At 72.9% G+C, this 15,980-nt stretch carries 14 protein-coding genes; 10 read left to right on the forward strand and 4 right to left on the reverse strand.

All coding sequences use genetic code 11. The features are described 5' to 3' along the window. From rimO to ACH4FH_RS05465, 5 genes are all read left to right on the forward strand, one after another. The gene (rimO, locus tag ACH4FH_RS05445; protein ID WP_398554427.1) at positions 1-1,485 is read left to right on the forward strand and encodes a 30S ribosomal protein S12 methylthiotransferase RimO; all 1,485 of its coding nucleotides are present in this window, start codon (positions 1-3) and stop codon (positions 1,483-1,485) included. Beyond that, the gene (gene pgsA, locus ACH4FH_RS05450; protein WP_398554428.1) at positions 1,482-2,132 is read left to right on the forward strand and encodes a CDP-diacylglycerol--glycerol-3-phosphate 3-phosphatidyltransferase; all 651 of its coding nucleotides are present in this window, start codon (positions 1,482-1,484) and stop codon (positions 2,130-2,132) included. The genes rimO and pgsA overlap by 4 nt, the downstream gene beginning before the upstream one ends. Further along, positions 2,129-2,650, forward strand: a complete 522-nt coding sequence (locus tag ACH4FH_RS05455; protein ID WP_398554429.1) for a CinA family protein — start codon at positions 2,129-2,131, stop codon at positions 2,648-2,650. The genes pgsA and ACH4FH_RS05455 overlap by 4 nt, the downstream gene beginning before the upstream one ends. 109 nt (positions 2,651-2,759) lie before the next feature. Next, positions 2,760-3,143, forward strand: a complete 384-nt coding sequence (locus ACH4FH_RS05460; RefSeq protein ID WP_393893301.1) for a helix-turn-helix domain-containing protein — start codon at positions 2,760-2,762, stop codon at positions 3,141-3,143. Between the two features lie 175 nt (positions 3,144-3,318). Further along, the gene (locus tag ACH4FH_RS05465) at positions 3,319-3,789 is read left to right on the forward strand and encodes a Dps family protein (protein WP_398554430.1); all 471 of its coding nucleotides are present in this window, start codon (positions 3,319-3,321) and stop codon (positions 3,787-3,789) included. 470 nt (positions 3,790-4,259) lie between these two features. Here ACH4FH_RS05465 and ACH4FH_RS05470 read toward each other — a convergent pair whose 3' ends face one another. The 3 genes from ACH4FH_RS05470 to ACH4FH_RS05480 all read right to left on the reverse strand — a co-directional run bounded on the left by ACH4FH_RS05470 (position 4,260) and on the right by ACH4FH_RS05480 (position 10,935). Next, complete coding sequence (locus ACH4FH_RS05470) at positions 4,260-5,036, reverse strand: SDR family NAD(P)-dependent oxidoreductase (RefSeq protein WP_398554431.1); 777 nt, start codon at positions 5,034-5,036, stop codon at positions 4,260-4,262. Between the two features lie 79 nt (positions 5,037-5,115). Then, positions 5,116-5,934, reverse strand: coding sequence for a DNA-formamidopyrimidine glycosylase family protein (locus ACH4FH_RS05475; RefSeq protein ID WP_398554432.1), 819 nt, complete (start codon positions 5,932-5,934; stop codon positions 5,116-5,118). A 243-nt stretch (positions 5,935-6,177) separates the two neighbouring features. Further along, positions 6,178-10,935 (reverse strand): DEAD/DEAH box helicase, encoded by a 4,758-nt coding sequence (locus ACH4FH_RS05480; RefSeq protein WP_398554433.1) that lies wholly within the window; start codon positions 10,933-10,935, stop codon positions 6,178-6,180. 181 nt (positions 10,936-11,116) lie between these two features. Between ACH4FH_RS05480 and ACH4FH_RS05485 the strand changes: the two genes are divergently transcribed. The 3 genes from ACH4FH_RS05485 to ACH4FH_RS05495 are packed head-to-tail and all read left to right on the forward strand — an operon-like array spanning position 11,117 to position 13,180. Continuing rightward, the gene (locus tag ACH4FH_RS05485) at positions 11,117-12,052 is read left to right on the forward strand and encodes an AraC family transcriptional regulator (RefSeq protein WP_398554434.1); all 936 of its coding nucleotides are present in this window, start codon (positions 11,117-11,119) and stop codon (positions 12,050-12,052) included. Between the two features lie 10 nt (positions 12,053-12,062). Continuing rightward, complete coding sequence (locus tag ACH4FH_RS05490) at positions 12,063-12,875, forward strand: AzlC family ABC transporter permease (RefSeq protein ID WP_398554435.1); 813 nt, start codon at positions 12,063-12,065, stop codon at positions 12,873-12,875. Then, positions 12,872-13,180, forward strand: a complete 309-nt coding sequence (locus tag ACH4FH_RS05495) for an AzlD domain-containing protein (protein ID WP_398554436.1) — start codon at positions 12,872-12,874, stop codon at positions 13,178-13,180. The genes ACH4FH_RS05490 and ACH4FH_RS05495 overlap by 4 nt, the downstream gene beginning before the upstream one ends. A 36-nt stretch (positions 13,181-13,216) precedes the next feature. On the opposite strand, the gene ACH4FH_RS05500 is transcribed toward ACH4FH_RS05495, so the two are convergent. Beyond that, positions 13,217-14,140: a hypothetical protein gene (locus ACH4FH_RS05500; protein ID WP_398554437.1), complete on the reverse strand. Its 924-nt coding sequence runs from the start codon at positions 14,138-14,140 to the stop codon at positions 13,217-13,219. A 78-nt stretch (positions 14,141-14,218) separates the two neighbouring features. On the opposite strand from ACH4FH_RS05500, the gene ACH4FH_RS05505 reads away from it, so the two are divergent. Both ACH4FH_RS05505 and ACH4FH_RS05510 read left to right on the forward strand, forming a co-directional pair. Beyond that, positions 14,219-14,413: a DUF3046 domain-containing protein gene (locus tag ACH4FH_RS05505; protein WP_398554438.1), complete on the forward strand. Its 195-nt coding sequence runs from the start codon at positions 14,219-14,221 to the stop codon at positions 14,411-14,413. Positions 14,414-14,610: 197 nt separating this feature from the next. Next, the gene (locus ACH4FH_RS05510) at positions 14,611-15,924 is read left to right on the forward strand and encodes an AI-2E family transporter (protein WP_398554777.1); all 1,314 of its coding nucleotides are present in this window, start codon (positions 14,611-14,613) and stop codon (positions 15,922-15,924) included. Positions 15,925-15,980 lie beyond the last annotated feature (56 nt).

Below are 15,980 nucleotides of genomic sequence, written 5' to 3' on the forward strand. Positions count from 1 at the left end.
ATGCCCGAACGCCGTACCGTCGCCCTCGTCACCCTTGGCTGCGCCCGTAACGAGGTGGACTCGGAGGAGCTCGCAGGCCGCTTGGCAGCGGACGGCTGGGAGCTTGTCGAGGAAGCCGCCGATGCCGATGTCGCCGTCGTCAACACCTGTGGCTTCGTCGAAGCCGCCAAGAAGGACTCCGTCGACGCCCTGCTCGAAGCCAATGATCTGAAGGATCACGGCAAGACCCAGGCCGTGGTGGCCGTCGGCTGCATGGCCGAGCGCTACGGCAGCGAGCTCGCCCAGGCGCTGCCCGAGGCCGACGGCGTGCTCGGCTTCGACGACTACAGCGACATCTCCGACCGCCTGCAGACCATCCTCAACGGCGGCATCCACGCCTCGCACACCCCGCGCGACCGCCGCAAGCTGCTGCCCATCAGCCCCGCCGAGCGGCAGGGCGCCGCCGAGGTCGCGCTGCCCGGCCACGCCCAGGACACGCCCCCGGAGGACCTCCCGGAGGGCGTGGCACCCGCCTCGGGGCCGCGCGCGCCACTGCGCCGCAGGCTCGGCAGCAATCCCGTGGCCTCCGTCAAGCTCGCCTCCGGCTGCGACCGGCGCTGCTCGTTCTGCGCGATCCCGTCCTTCCGGGGCTCCTTCATCTCGCGCCGGCCCTCCGACGTGCTCGGCGAGACCCGCTGGCTGGCCGAGCAGGGCGTCAAGGAGGTCATGCTGGTCTCCGAGAACAACACCTCCTACGGCAAGGACCTCGGCGACATCCGGCTGCTGGAGACGCTGCTGCCGGAGCTGGCCGCGGTGGACGGCATCGAGCGGATCCGCGTCAGCTATCTGCAGCCCGCCGAGATGCGGCCCGGGCTGATCGACGTGCTGACCGGCACCGACAAGGTGGCGCCCTACTTCGATCTGTCCTTCCAGCATTCGGCGCCAGGGGTGCTGCGCGCCATGCGCCGCTTCGGGGACACCGAGCGCTTCCTGGAGCTGCTGGAGCAGATCCGGGCGAAGGCGCCGCAGGCCGGCGCGCGCTCCAACTTCATCGTCGGTTTCCCGGGCGAGAGCGAGAGCGACCTCGCGGAACTGGAGCGCTTCATCACCGAGGCCCGCCTCGATGCGATCGGCGTCTTCGGCTACTCCGACGAGGACGGCACGGAAGCGGCCTCCTACGAAGCCAAGGTCGATCCTGACGTGGTCGCCGAGCGGCTGGCGCGGGTCTCGCGGCTGGCCGAGGAGCTGACCGCGCAGCGCGCCGAGGAGCGGGTCGGTGAGCACGTCCGGGTGCTGGTCGACCGGATCGACGAGGAGGACGGCGTCGTCGGGCGGGCCGCGCACCAGGCACCGGAAACCGACGGGGTCACGCTGCTCTCGTCCGACCTGGAGCTTGCTCCCGGCCGTATGGTCGAAGCAAAGGTGGTGGCGAGCGAGGGCGTGGACCTCGTGGCCGAGGTGCTGTCGGTGGACGGCGCGGCATGTACCGAGGAGGCGGGCAGATGACCGGAGTCCCGGCTTCCGCAGCGGGGGGCCCGCGCACGGCGCCGGTCGTCCGGCAGGCCGGGCTGTGGAACATCGCCAACCTCCTCACCATGATGCGGCTGGTGCTCGTCCCGGCCTTCGTGGTGCTGCTCATGCACGAGGACGGCTCGGATCCGGCCTGGCGCGCCTTCGCCTGGGCCGCCTTCGCCGTCGCCATGATCACCGACATCTTCGACGGGCATCTGGCGCGCACGTACAACCTGGTCACGGACTTCGGGAAGATCGCCGACCCGATAGCCGACAAGGCGATCATGGGCGCGGCGCTGGTCTGTCTGTCGGTGCTGGGCGATCTGCCGTGGTGGGTGACCGGCGTGATCCTCTTCCGCGAGCTGGGCATCACCCTGATGCGCTTCTGGGTGATCAAGCACGGTGTGATTCCGGCCAGTCGTGGCGGCAAGATCAAGACATTGGCGCAGGGCACCGCGGTCGGGATGTACGTCCTGGTGCTGACCGGGCCGCTGGCGACACTGCGCTGGTGGGTGATGGCGGTGGCCGTGGTGCTGACCGTCGCCACCGGGCTGGACTATGTGCGCCAGGCCGTGACCATGCGCCGGGCCGGGCTGGCCAAGGAGCGGGCCGAGCGGGCGGATCGGGAAGCCGTACGGTGACCGGGCCGGGTTCTGCGGCGGCCGGGGCGTTGGAGCTGCTCGCGGGGCGCGGGCAGAGCCTGGCGGTGGCCGAATCGCTGACCGGGGGCCTGGTCGCGGGCGCGCTGACCGCCGTCCCCGGGGCCTCGCGAGTCGTGCGGGGTTCCGTGACCGCCTACGCCACCGACCTCAAGCGTGCCGTGCTGGGCGTGGACGGCGCGCTGCTGGCCGAGCGCGGAGCCGTGGACGGCGAGGTCGCCCGCCAGATGGCGAGCGGTGTGCGGCGGGCTCTGGGCGCCGACTGGGGCATCGCCACGACCGGGGTCGCGGGCCCCGATCCCCAGGACGGGCAGCCCGTGGGGACCGTGTTCGTGGCGGTCCAAGGCCCCGATGGCGCGGGCGAGGTACGCAGGCTGGCACTGGAGGGCGATCGTGACCGAATCCGCCTGGACACCGTGGAAGCCGTGATCATCCTGTTGTTGAGCGAACTGACAGAAAATGCGCGGGCACAGGATACGGAACAACACAGGGGGAATTGATGTTTGCAGCCCTGAGAGAACACGAACTTGCGCCCGGCACGGCTGCGGCCCGAGGCGGTACGGTGGGGCGAGAAGGATCCGGATCCGAGGTCCGAGGAGGGAGCCAGCGATGATTCTGCTTCGTCGCCTGCTGGGTGACGTGCTGCGCCGACAGCGTCAGCGCCAGGGCCGAACCCTGCGCGAGGTCTCTTCCTCCGCTCGGGTATCGCTCGGCTATTTGTCCGAGGTCGAAAGGGGGCAGAAGGAGGCATCCTCCGAACTGCTCTCGTCGATCTGTGACGCGTTGGACGTGCGCATGTCAGAGCTCATGCGAGAGGTCAGCGATGAGCTGGCGCTCGCCGAGCTGGCACAGTCCGCGGCCGCGAGTGACCCGGTGCCGGCACCGGTGCGGCCGAAGCTCAACTCGGTGTCCGTCACGTCCCTGGCCGGCGTGCCGGAGGACCGCGTGACCATCAAGTCCCCGGCAGACGTCGTGGATGTCGTCGCGGCCTGACGCCCCCGTTCATCCCACACAGAGCCCCGACCGGTTGAAGCCGGTCGGGGCTCTGCGGCGTGTGGGCCCGGCGGGCGCCGGGTGCCCGCTTGGTCGGACCGCCCGATCTGCTCGAACGAATTAATTGTTTGTACGATGAGTAAATCGGAACATTCACCTGAAAAGGAGCATTTGGATGCCTGTGGTCAAGAGCACGCTGTCCAATGACGACCTCGCCCTCGTCGGTAATGCCCTGCAGGGTGCCCTCGTCGATCTGGTCGACCTCTCCCTTGTCGCCAAGCAGGTGCACTGGAATGTCGTGGGGCCGCGCTTCCGTTCCGTACATCTCCAGCTCGACGAGGTCGTGGACACCGCACGGCAGCATGCCGACACCGTTGCCGAGCGGGCTTCCGCGATCGGTGTGGCGCCGGACGGCCGGGCCGTGACGATCACCAAGACGAGCGGCATCGGCGAGGTGTCGGACGGCTGGATCAAGGACGGTGACGCGGTGCAGACCCTGGTGGCGGGGCTTGCCGCGGTCATCCGGCGGATGCGGGAGCGGATCAATGCCACCGGTGAGCCGGATCCGGTCACCCAGGACATCCTCATCGGCCTGACGGCGGACCTGGAGAAGCACCACTGGATGTTCCAGGCCGAGTCGTACTGACCGGGTGGTGGCCGCCTCGTCGAGGGTCGCGGTCTCTGGTGGCCCACCGCGTGTCCCGTCGCGGGACGCGTCGCCCACGGATGGGCGCGCCGCCACCCGGTGCGCGCCGGGACTGCCCCGGTGCGCCCTCGCGCCGGGTGGCGGGTCCGCCTAGCGTCGGCCGGAGGAGGCAGCCATGGCGTGGCACGATTTCGTGGCCCGCGGCGTGACCGGGAGGCTTCCGGCCCGCGGGCCGGACGAACGGCCTACCCGGGCCATACCGGGGCGCTGGATAGCCGTGACCGTCGTCGGTGGGCTGTGGTGGTGGGCCGTGCTCCGGCTCACGCTGTGGCCCCAGATGGCGGGCATCGTCGAGGGGGCGGTGGCGGCAGGCGGGTGGGGGCTCAGCCTGCTTCCGGTGCACTGCGTGCCCTGGGCGGGGCGCCGTGGCCGTGGGCGCGCCAGGCCGGGGGAGGAGGTCTGGAGGGCGCTCACCACGGCATGGCGACGCCGCCGTTGGGGCGGAGAATCTGGCCGGTCATGAAGGACGAGGCATCGGACGCCAGATGGAGTACGGCGTGCGCGATGTCCTCGGGCTCACCCACCCGGCCCAGGGGCGACATCCGGATCATTGGGCCTTCCGCCTGTTGTCGGGCCTCGGCGGAGTGGCGGTCGGTCATCGCGGTCCGTACCCAGCCCGGAGCGACGGCATTGACACGGACGCCGTGCCGGCCGACCTCGGAGGCCAGGGTCTTCGTGAGCTGCACGACCGCAGCCTTGGTCACGCCGTAGCAGAGCAGCCCGGGAGCGCCGGTGTCGATGGCGCCGGACGCCATGGTCACGATGCTGCCCCGGGTGCCGGCGGCGAGCATCGCGCGAGCGGCCTCCTGGCAGCCGTGCAGCACGCCCTTGAAATTGGTGTTCCAGACCCGGTCGAGATCAGCGTCCTCGGTCTCCAGGACCGTCGAGGTGTGCATGATCCCGGCGATATTGGCCATGACGTCGAGATGCCCGGTGCTGCGACGGGCCTCCTCGACGACGGCGGCGACCTGGTCGCGCCGGGTGACATCCAGGGCATGAGGGTGGGCGGAACCCCCTGATCGGTTGATGGTCGCGGCGGTCGCGTCGGCGCCGCTGCCGTCGAGGTCCGCGCAGTGAACCGTCGCGCCGGCCTCGGCGAGCAGGAGGGCGGTGGCGCGCCCGATACCGCTCGCCGCGCCGGTGACGATCGCGGTGCGGCCCGTGAGGTCGTACGCCGTGAGAGGCATGGCGCGAGGGTAGAGAGAGGTCTGACGGTGCGTCAATTGGTGGGACCGGCGGGATCTGCGCGGCCGGGTGCCGTGGGTGTCAAGGGGCAGCGGGTCCGCGAGGTGGCTCGGCTGCTTCCGGTTGGCAGGCCGGGCACCAGTACGTGACGCGTTCCTCGGAGGCGGGCCCCTGGTCGGCGGAGAGGATCGGGGTGCCGCAGCGCCGGCAGGGCTGCCCTGCCCTGCCGTAGACCCACAGTCGGCGGTCGGTGCGGGCGCTGGGGGTGGTGACGCGTGCCGGGCGCTGCTTGTTGGCCTCGAGGAGCTTCTTGGCGAGCGTGATGGCGCGCTCGGGGTCGGGGAGCTCGCCGACGGGGAGCCATGGCGAGGCGCGCAGGAGGAAGCACAGCTCGCATTTGTAGACGTTGCCGATACCGGCGAGATTGCGCTGGTCGAGCAGGGCTTCGCCCAGTGGGCGTGCGGGGGTGGCGAGCAGTCTGCGCAGGGCTTCGGCCGGGTCCCAGTCGGGGCCGAGGAGGTCGGGCCCGAGGTGGCCGACGACCCGGGACTCGTCGGCGGTGCGCAGCAGTTCCAGGACGGGGAGGCGGTAGCCGACGGCGGTGTGCTCCGCGGTGCCGAGGATCGCCCTGATCTGGTGGGCCGGGCCGCCCCGCCAGCGCTCGGCCGGTCGGTAGATCTTCCAGGCGCCGTCCATCCGCAGATGGGAGTGCAGGGTGAGGCCGCCCTCGACTCGGGTGAGGAGGTGCTTGCCGCGGGGGAGCACGCCGAGGACCGTGCGGCCGGTCAGATCCACCGTCGCGAGTTGGGGGACGCGCAGGTCGGAGCGGGTCAGCGGGTGATCGGCCAGCGCGTCGTGCAAGCGCTGGGCCAGACGCCAGACGGTGTCGCCTTCGGGCATGGATCCATCATGCCGGGGAGCGGGGCCCCGAGGGCGGATCGGGCATCGGGCGGACGAACGGGCGGTGGTCTTCGTGCCCGGGGTCCGGCTGCTGGTGCGCGGGCGGACGGGTGGGGCGGCTGGGGGCGTGTTGCTGGCGGGGGGGGGGGGGGGTGTCGCCGGCTGGACTGGCCGTGGCCGTGCCGTAGTGCCGTAGCGCCGTAGGGGTCGTGGCGATCGGGGGTCGGGGGCTCGGGTGGCTCGTCAGCCGCGCAGCCGCATTCCCCGGGGGGTGGGGTGGAAGCCGGCGGCCTCCAGGACGGGGGCGTAGGGCGAGGTGAGGGCCGCGGTGCCGTTGATGCGCTCGGTGGTGATGGTGCCGAGCGCGCCGGCGCGGGCGGCCTCGGTGAGCGCCGCGACGGCGGGTTGGACGCGGGCGTCGGTCCCGGCGCCGGCCGGATCGTCGCCGAGCGGCCAGATCAGCAGGGTCTTGCCGCCGCGCTCCATGTAGAGCGTCAGTTCGCCGTCGACGAGGACGACGAGGGAGCCCGCCTTGCGGCCGGGCTTGTGCGTCGAGCCCTCGGGCGGGTCGGGCCACGGGAGGGCGGCGCCGTAGGCGTTGGCCGGATCGGCGGCGGCCAGGACCACGGCGCGCTGCGGCCCGCCGCGGCGGGACTGCCCCGCACTCCCGTCCGGCAGGGCATCGTCCGCCGTGCGCTCCCGCTGGGTGTTGACCGCGCGCAACCGGTCGACCGCGCCGTCCATCGCGAACTGTGCGGCGCCCAGCCCCTCCACGACGTACCCGCGGCGGGCCTGCCCGGACTCCTCGAACACGGCCAGTACCCGATACGCGGCGGAGAAACCGCCCTCGACGCCCTCCGCGGCGACCGCCCCGCGGGTGACGATGCCGTGCCGGTCCAGGAGCGTACGCGCCAGCGCATGGGCACGGTGGGTGGCGTCCGGTTCGAGGGCGGGGAGCAGGGACCAGCGACCGCCGACGGTGGGCGGCCCGGAGCGCGATGCGGTGGGGCGCCCCGTACGGCCGGTCGCCGCGGTCAGGGAGCCGTACCGGCCGCGGGGGACGGCGCGCCGGGCGCGGTGGGCGGTCGAGCCGGCCGTGCGGCCCGAGCCGAGGAGGGCGCGCAGCGGGGCGAGCGTGTCGTTGGTCAGCCGCCCGGACCAGGCCAGATCCCAGAGCGCATTGGCGAGTTGCGGGTCGGTGGCCTCGGGGTGGGTGGTCGCGCGGATCTGGTCGGCGATCTGCCGGAAGAACAGGCCGTACCCGGGAGCGAGGGCGGTCAGGACCGATTCGTGCAGCGCGGTGAGTTCCAGGGGGAGCGGGGCAGGGAGCAGCAGCGGGGCGGAGTCCGTGAGATGCAGGGAGAGCCAGCCGTCCTTGCCCGGCAGCGCGCCGGCGCCGGACCACAACACCTCGCCGGTGGCGGTGAGTTCGTCCAGCATGGCGGGGGTGTAGTCGCCGACGCGGGACGGCAGCACCAGCTTTTCCAGGGCGGACGCGGGGACCGGGGCGCCCTGGAGCTGCTCGATGGCGCGGACCAGGCCGTCGATACCGCGCAGGCCGTGCGAGCCGCCACCGGAACTCCGGCCGGGGCCGCCCGGCGCGGTGACGTGCTGCCACTGGGGGAGGAAGGCGGCGAGCGCGGCCGGCGGCACCGGCTCCAGCTCCTCGCGGAGCGCGGCCAGCGAGCGGCGGCGCAGCCTGCGCAGCACCTGCGCGTCGCACCACTCCTGACCGATGCCGGCCGGGTGGAATTCACCCTGGACGACACGGCCCGCGGCGGCCAGGCGGTGCAGCGCGCCGTCGGTCACGGCCGTGCCCAGGCCGAAGCGGGCGGCCGCCTGCTCCGAGGTGAAGGGGCCGTGGGTGCGGGCGTAGCGGGAGAGGAGGTCGCCCAGCGGGTCCTTGACCGGCTCGGTGAACGATTCCGGCACACCGACCGGCAGGGCCGTCCCCAGGGCGTCGCGCAGGCGTCCGGCGTCCTCGACCGCGGCCCAGTGGTCGGCGCCGGCGATCCGCACCGTGATGGCCCGGCGGGCCGAGGCCAGCTCCCTGGGCCACGCCGGATCCGCACCGCGCTCGACCAGGTCGGTGTCGGTCAGCGGCCCGAGCAGCCGCAACAGGTCGGCGACGCCCTCCGCGTCCTTGACGCGGCGGTCCTCCGTCAGCCACTGCAGCTCGCGCTCCAGCTCGGCCAGCACCTCGGCGTCCAGCAGCTCGCGCAGCTCGGCCTGCCCCAGCAGCTCGGCCAGCAGCCGGGAGTCCAGGGACAGTGCGGCGGCGCGCCGCTCGGCCAGCGGGGAGTCGCCCTCGTACAGGAACTGGGCGACATAGCCGAAGAGCAGTGAGCGGGCGAACGGCGACGGCTCGGGGGTGGTGACCTCCACCAGGCGCACCCGGCGCGCCTCGACATCACCCATCAGCTCCGTCAGACCCGGTACGTCGAAGACGTCCTGCAGGCATTCGCGGACGGCTTCCAGCACGATCGGGAAGGACCCGAACTCGCTCGCCACCTGGAGGAGTTGCGCCGCACGCTGGCGTTGCTGCCACAGCGGGGTGCGCTTGCCGGGGCTGCGGCGCGGCAGCAACAGGGCGCGGGCGGCGCATTCGCGGAACCGGGAGGCGAACAGCGCGGAGCCACCGACCTGGTCGGTGACGAGTTGGTCGACCTCTCCGTGGTCGAAGACCACGTCCGAGGCGCCCACGGGCGACTGCTCCGGGTCGAATTCCGTGCCCCGGGCGGCGAGGCCGGGGTCGGCGCCCGCGTCGAAGCCGCCGTCGAGGAGGTCCAGGCCCATCAGGTCGGCGTCCGGCAGCCGCAGCACGATGCCGTCGTCGGCATGCATCACCTGGGCGTCCATGCCGTAGCGCTCGGAGAGGCGAGCGCCGAGCGCCAGCGCCCACGGGGCGTGCACCTGCGCGCCGAAGGGGGAGTGGATGACGACCCGCCAGTCGCCCAGTTCGTCACGGAACCGTTCGACGACGATGGTGCGGTCGTCCGGGACGTGACCGCATGCCTGCTTCTGCTCGGCGAGATAGCTCAGCACATTGGCGGTCGCCCAGTCGTCGAGGCCCGCCGCCGCGAGCCGGGTGCGGGCCTCCTCCGGGGCGAGCGAGCCGACCTCACGCAGGAACGCGCCGAGCGCACGGCCCAGCTCCAGGGGACGGCCGAGCTGGTCGCCCTTCCAGAAGGGCAGCCGGCCGGGGACGCCGGGTGCGGGCGTGACGAGGACGCGGTCGCGGGTGATGTCCTCGATGCGCCAGGACGTCGTACCGAGCGTGAAGACGTCGCCCACGCGGGATTCGTAGACCATCTCCTCGTCCAGCTCACCGACCCGGCGCCCGCCACCGCCCTTGCCGGAGTCGCCGCCCGCCAGGAAGACGCCGAACAGACCGCGGTCGGGGATCGTGCCACCGGAGGTGACGGCCAGCCGCTGCGCCCCGGGGCGGCCCGTCACCGTCCGGGCGACGCGGTCCCACACCAGACGTGGGCGCAGTTCCGCGAAGGCGTCGGACGGATAGCGCCCGGCGAGCATGTCCAGCACCGCCGTGAACGCCGACTCGGGGAGCGCGGCGAACGGCGCCGCCCGGCGGACGACGGCCAGCAGCTCCTCCACGTCCCAGGTGTCCATCGCGGTCATCGCCACGATCTGTTGGGCGAGGACGTCCAGTGGATTGGCGGGCACCCGCAGGGCCTCGATGGCGCCCGTACGCATCCGCTCCGTGACCACGGCGGCCTGCACCAGGTCGCCGCGGTACTTGGGGAACACGATGCCCGTCGACACCGCGCCGACCTGGTGGCCGGCGCGGCCCACCCGCTGCAGACCGGAGGCGACCGACGGGGGCGACTCGACCTGGACCACCAGATCCACCGCGCCCATGTCGATGCCCAGCTCCAGGCTGGAGGTCGCCACCACGGCCGGCAGCCGGCCGGCCTTGAGGTCCTCCTCCACCTGGGCGCGCTGCTCCTTGGAGACCGAGCCGTGGTGGGCGCGGGCGAGCACCGGGGGCGCGCCCTTGGCGGCACCGGCCTCGGCCATGATCTCCGCGGGGGAGTGCGCCTCGGGCATGGCCTCGCCGGTGGCCCGCTCGTAGGCGATCTCGTTGAGGCGGTTGCACAGCCGCTCCGCCAGCCGGCGGGAGTTGGCGAAGACGATCGTGGAGCGGTGGGCCTGGACGAGGTCGGCGATCTTCTCCTCGACCTGCGGCCAGATGGACGGCTTCTCCCCGGTCTCGCCCTCCTGGACGGGGGAGCCGCCCAGCTCGCCCATGTCCTCCACCGGGACGACCACCGAGAGGTCGAAACGCTTGCCGGACGGCGGCTGGACGATCTCCACCCGCCGCTGCGGCGACAGATAGCGGGCGACCTCCTCCACCGGCCGGACCGTCGCCGACAGGCCGATCCGGCGGGCCGGGCGGTCCAGCAACTCGTCCAGCCGCTCCAGGGAGAGCGCCAGATGCGCGCCGCGCTTGGTGCCGGCGACGGCGTGCACCTCGTCCAGGATCACCGTCTCGACGCCCGCGAGCGCCTCCCGGGCCGAGGACGTCAGCATCAGGAACAGCGACTCGGGGGTCGTGATGAGGATGTCCGGCGGGCGGTTGGCGATCGAGCGGCGCTCGGCGGGCGGGGTGTCGCCCGAGCGGATGCCCACCGTGATGTCCGGCTCGGGCAGCCCGAGACGCACCGACTCCTGGCGGATGCCCGTCAGCGGACTGCGCAGATTGCGCTCGACATCGACGGCGAGCGCCTTCAGCGGCGAGACGTACAACACCCGGCAGCGCTTCTTCGGCTCGGCCGGCGGGGGCGTGCTCGCCAGGGCGTCCAGCGAGGCCAGGAAGGCGGCGAGGGTCTTGCCGGAGCCCGTGGGCGCCACCACGAGGACGTCGGAGCCCTCCCCGATGGCCCGCCACGCGCCCTCCTGCGCCGCGGTGGGCGCGCTGAAGGCCCCGGAGAACCAGCCGCGGGTCGCGGGGGAGAAGGAGTCGAGCGCTGCCTTGGCCATGTTCTCCATCGTGCACCGCACCACTGACAATGCGGCCGGACGCGGCGGGCGGGCGCCGCGCCGCTGTGCTCCGCAGGGGGCGTATCGCCCGCGGACCCGCTCTCCCCGACGAACCCGTGCGAGTCCGTCCATGCTGCGGACCACCAGGTCGGACGCGGCACCGCAGGCGCAGAATGGAGCCATGGCCATGGGCAGCGAAGGCGGCACCGCCTCGGAGTACGGCCGGTCCGGCGCGGCGGCCACGCCCCGCTCGCACGGCGAATGGGCACGCCACTGGGCCTATCCGGAGCTGCCCGGTCTGGAGCTGCTGCGCGCCCGCTACGTCCGGCACTCCTTCCCCCGGCACGCCCACGACGGCTATGTCGTCTGCGCGGTCACCGACGGGGTCGAGGAGGTCGGGCTCCCGTCCGGCGTGATCCGGGCCGGCCACGGCGGCGTCATCATGATCAATCCGGAGGTCGCGCACACCGCACGCGCCGGCGTCCCCGAAGGCTGGGCCTACTCCACGCTCTACCCGTCGGCCGGGCTCGTCTCCGAGATCGCCGAGGAGACCACCGCCCTGCGCGGCACGGCCGGGTTCACCGAGACCGTCGCCGTGGACCCGCACCTCGGCGGCATGATCACCGGGATCCACCGGGCCGCGGAAGCCGGCAACGCCCTGGCCGCCGACAGCCTGTTGCGGATCGCCGTCGCCCGGCTGCTGCGCAGCTACGGCGGCCCCCTCCCGACGCGCACACCCCGCACGGCGGGCGCCCGCGCCGCCGTCCGGGCCAAGACCGTCCTGGAGGAGCGGATGGCCGATCCGCCCTCCCTGGAGAAGCTGGCGACGGAGCTGGGGACCAGCCCGTTCGCGCTGCTGCGGGCCTTCAAGCACGTCTACGGCATGCCGCCGCACACCTGGCTCACCGACGCCCGGGTGCGCAGGGCCCGCCGTCTCCTGGAGGCGGGCAGCGCGCCCGCCGAGACGGCCCTGACCGTCGGCTTCACCGACCAGCCACACCTCAACCGCCACTTCACCCGGATCGTCGGCGTACCGCCCGGCGCGTACCGCAGAGAACGCGCGGGGCGGGCCGTCGGCGCAAGAACGTACAAGACCCCGGGCCGCGCATTCACCTAACGTCCCGGGTGTGCCAGAACAGACAGACATACGCACCCCGGACCGGGCGGAGCCGCGGCCTGCCACACCGGACTCCGCCGTCATCAGGGACGCTCTCGGCGTCGGCGTCGCCGTGGGCCTCTCCGGCTTCGCCTTCGGGGTGACCGCGGCCGGGGCCCACCTCAGCATCCTCCAGACCTGCGCGCTCAGCCTGCTGGTCTTCACCGGGGCCTCGCAGTTCGCCCTCGTCGGCGCGCTGGCCGCGGGCGGCAACCCGCTCACCGCAGCCGCCGGCGCGTTCTTCCTGGGCGCCCGCAACGCCTTCTACGGGCTGCGGTTGTCCGCGGTGCTCGGCTACCGGGCGTCCGTCCGGCCACTCGCCGCCCACTGGGTCATCGACGAGACCTCGGCCGTCGCCCTGGCCCAGCCCGATCGGCGCAGCGCCCGGCTCGGGTTCACCGTCACCGGGCTGACCCTGTACGTCCTGTGGAACCTCACCACCCTGGGCGGCGCCCTCGGCGCCGAGGCGCTCGGGGACACCGCCGCCTGGGGCTTGGACGCGGCCGGCCCCGCGGTCTTCCTGGCGCTGCTCGCCCCGATGCTCAAGACCACCGTCGAACGCGCGTCGGCCGGCCTCGCCGTCGTGCTGGTCATGGTGACGACGCCCGTCCTGCCCACGGGCGTGCCGGTCCTCCTCGCGGCGCTCGCCGCACCCGTCGTCCTCTTCCTGGAGGGGCGCCGGGCACAGACGAAGTCCGCGCACACCGAAGCCCCCGCCGCGCCGCACGCACCTCAGGGGCGCGGCAGCGACAGCCGTGCCGACACGGAGGAGGACCCGAAATGAGCGTCTGGATCGCCATCGGCGCCACCGCCGTCGGCTGCTACCTGGTCAAGTTCCTCGGCCTCGCGGCGCCTCGGGGCCTTCTGGAACGCCCGCTCGTCAAGCGGCTCGCCGCCCTCCTGCCGGTCACCCTGCTGGCCGCGCTCACCGCGCAGCAGACCTTCAGCGACGGGCAGCATCTGCTGCTCGACGCCAAGGTGGCAGGTGTCGCCGCCGCGGCCCTCGCGCTCGTCCTGCGGGCGCCGTTCCTCCTCGTCATCGGCGTCGCGGTGGTCGTCACCGCGGGCGTGCGGGCCCTGGGAGGGTGACCGCGGCGGAGGCGGGACAGGCAGTCCGTCCGCGCGTCAGCCGAGGGGCCGGCCGTACGCCCGCAGTGTGAGCAGGGCATTGAGGGTCACCATCGGGCGGCTCTCCAGGGCCGTGCCCGGAGCCCAGGTCCGCCAGTTCAGCGGCCAGCCACCGTCCTCCTCCTGGAGCGAGCCCAGATGGTCCAGTGCCCGGTCCATCTCCGCGTCGCTGAACCACCGGCGCGCCACCGAGTCGGGCCTGCGGGCGAAGTCGTACGCCAGGTGGTGCTCCCCGGGGCCGTACCCCTCCGCCACGGGGACGTCCTCGGCACGGGCGGGGTCCAACAGGACCAGCCCCTGCTCCCGTGCGAGCCTGCCGAGGCGCTGTGCCGCGGCCGCCGCCCGCGGGCGGTCCGGGGCGCCGTCCAGGAAGGCCACCGCGGCCTCCAGCTCGTACGGGTGGGTCTTGTCCAGCGACTCCACGGCGGCCCAGCAGTAGTCCGTGGCCCGGAACAGCCAGGCGTGCCACACCTCGTTACGGTGCAGCACACCCACCACCGGCCCGGTCGCCAGCAGGGCGCTCGGCGGATCGTCGACCACCGGGATCCACGGCGCGGCCGGATATCCGCGGATGGACGGGTGCAGCGCCGGCAGGGCGCCCTCCGGGGTCGAGATGCGCGTCAGATAGCGGCAGATGTGCTCCACCTGGCGGCCGTCGCAACGCCCGATGCGGTCCAGGACAGCCAGGGCGTGCGCGGTGTGCAGGGGCTGGCTGACCGGGCCGCGCAGATCCGGCTCCAGGGCGTGGCCGTAGCCGTCGTCGCCATTGCGGTACGCGGCGAGCGCGGTCTCCACCGCGTCCGCACCGCCGCCCAGGAAGTGGTACTCGAAGAGCCGCTGTTCGAGCACCCGGGCGGTCAGCCAGATGAAGCGCTCGGCATGCGCCACAGGGGTCGAGGAGGGGCTTGAGTTTTCGGCCATGGCCCGACCGTAGAGCCCACACCGCCCGGTGACAGCGGCTCGTGCACGGCTGCACTCCCAGGGCGGGATACTGGGAGCATGCGGTTGACGGTCTTCTGGCAGCGGATGGCGGATCACTTCGGTGCGGCGTACGCCGACTCCTTCGCGCGCGATCACGTGATGTCCGACCTCGGCGGCCGGACGGTCCACGAGGCGCTCGACGCGGGCTGGAGCGCCAAAGAGGTGTGGCGGGCGGTCTGCTCGACGATGGATGTGCCCTACGACAAACGGTGAACCGGGCCGCTGCGGCCGTGGCCCACTCGCGTCAGCCCCGGGCCGGCTGAAGCGCGCCCAGGGGGCGGGCATCTCGGACGAATGCGCGGGGCAGCCCCTGCAGTGTCGTACCCGTGCGCGACACTTGGGCCGTGCCCGCGACAGATGAGATCACCAGCAACGATGACCCACGGCCCGAGGGCCGGTATGGCGCCCGGATGCCGCGCTGGCTGCCGCGCGCCATGCTGCTCGCTCTCGCTCTCGTGGCCTGCTTCCAGCTCGCCAGCTGGGCCTTCCACCAGCTGATCACCCTTCTGCTGAACGTGCTGATCGCGTTCTTCCTCGCGCTGGCCATCGAACCCGCCGTCGACTGGATGGCGGCCCGCGGCGTGCGGCGCGGGCTCGCCACGGGATCGGTGTTCATCGGGGTTCTCGTCATCACCGCCGGCTTCTTCACCCTGCTCGGCTCCATGCTCGCCGGTCAGATCGCCACGATGGTCGAGGAGTTCCCGCACTATCTGGACTCCGTCATCAAGTGGATGAACGCCACCTTCCACACCCACCTCTCGCGGGTCGAGGTGCAGAACAACCTCCTCAGGTCCGACTGGCTGCAGAAGTACGTCCAGGACAGCGCCAACAACGTCCTCGCTGTCTCCGCGACGGTGCTCGGCAGTCTGTTCAACCTGCTGACGGTCGCTCTGTTCTCGTTCTACTTCGCCGCCGACGGCCCGCGGCTGCGCCGAGCGCTGTGCTCCGTCCTCCCGCCCAGCCGGCAGGCGGAGGTGCTGCGCGCCTGGGAGATCGCGGTCGCCAAGACCGGCGGATATCTCTACTCCCGCGGCCTGATGGCACTGATCTCGGGCGTCGCGCACTACGTCCTACTGGAGATCCTCGGCGTGCCGTACGCCCCGGCGCTGGGCATGTGGGTGGGCCTGGTCTCGCAGTTCATCCCGACCATCGGCACGTATCTGGCGGGCGCGCTGCCGATACTGATCGCGTTCAGCGTCAACCCTTGGTACGCCCTGTGGGTGTTCGGGTTCGTGGTCGTCTACCAGCAGTTCGAGAACTACCTCCTCCAGCCCCGGATCACCGCGAAGACCGTCGATATCCACCCCGCCGTCGCCTTCGGCTCGGTCGTCGCGGGCACGGCGCTGATGGGAGTGGTCGGCGCGCTGATCGCCATCCCGGCCACCGCGACGCTGCAGGCGTTCCTGAGCGCGTACGTCAAGCGGTACGAGGTCACCAACGATCCGCGGGTCCGAGGAGGCGGGGGCCGCAGGCGGGGCGCGCGGGTGCTCGCGCGGGCCCGGCGCACCCTGCACGCCAAGCAGCCGGCCGCCCCCTTGGAGGACTGGCGCAAGGGCCCGGGCGGGGCGCACCTGGACCAGGGGGACAGGGAAGTGAAGGGGCGTGCCGCGGAGGAGCCGACCCCGGACGAGGGCGGTCAGGACGCCCGCGGCGAAGAGACGGACGGCGAAGGGCCGGGCGGTGAACAGGGGCGCGGTGAGGGCGGCCCCGAGAACGATCGCTGAGGGCGGTCGTCGGGGCGGCCGTGGCTCCCGAGGAGGGGGCCTCCCCGGCGCCGGGG

This window comes from Streptomyces sp. NPDC017993, assembly GCF_044328065.1.
GTDB lineage: Bacteria > Actinomycetota > Actinomycetes > Streptomycetales > Streptomycetaceae > Streptomyces.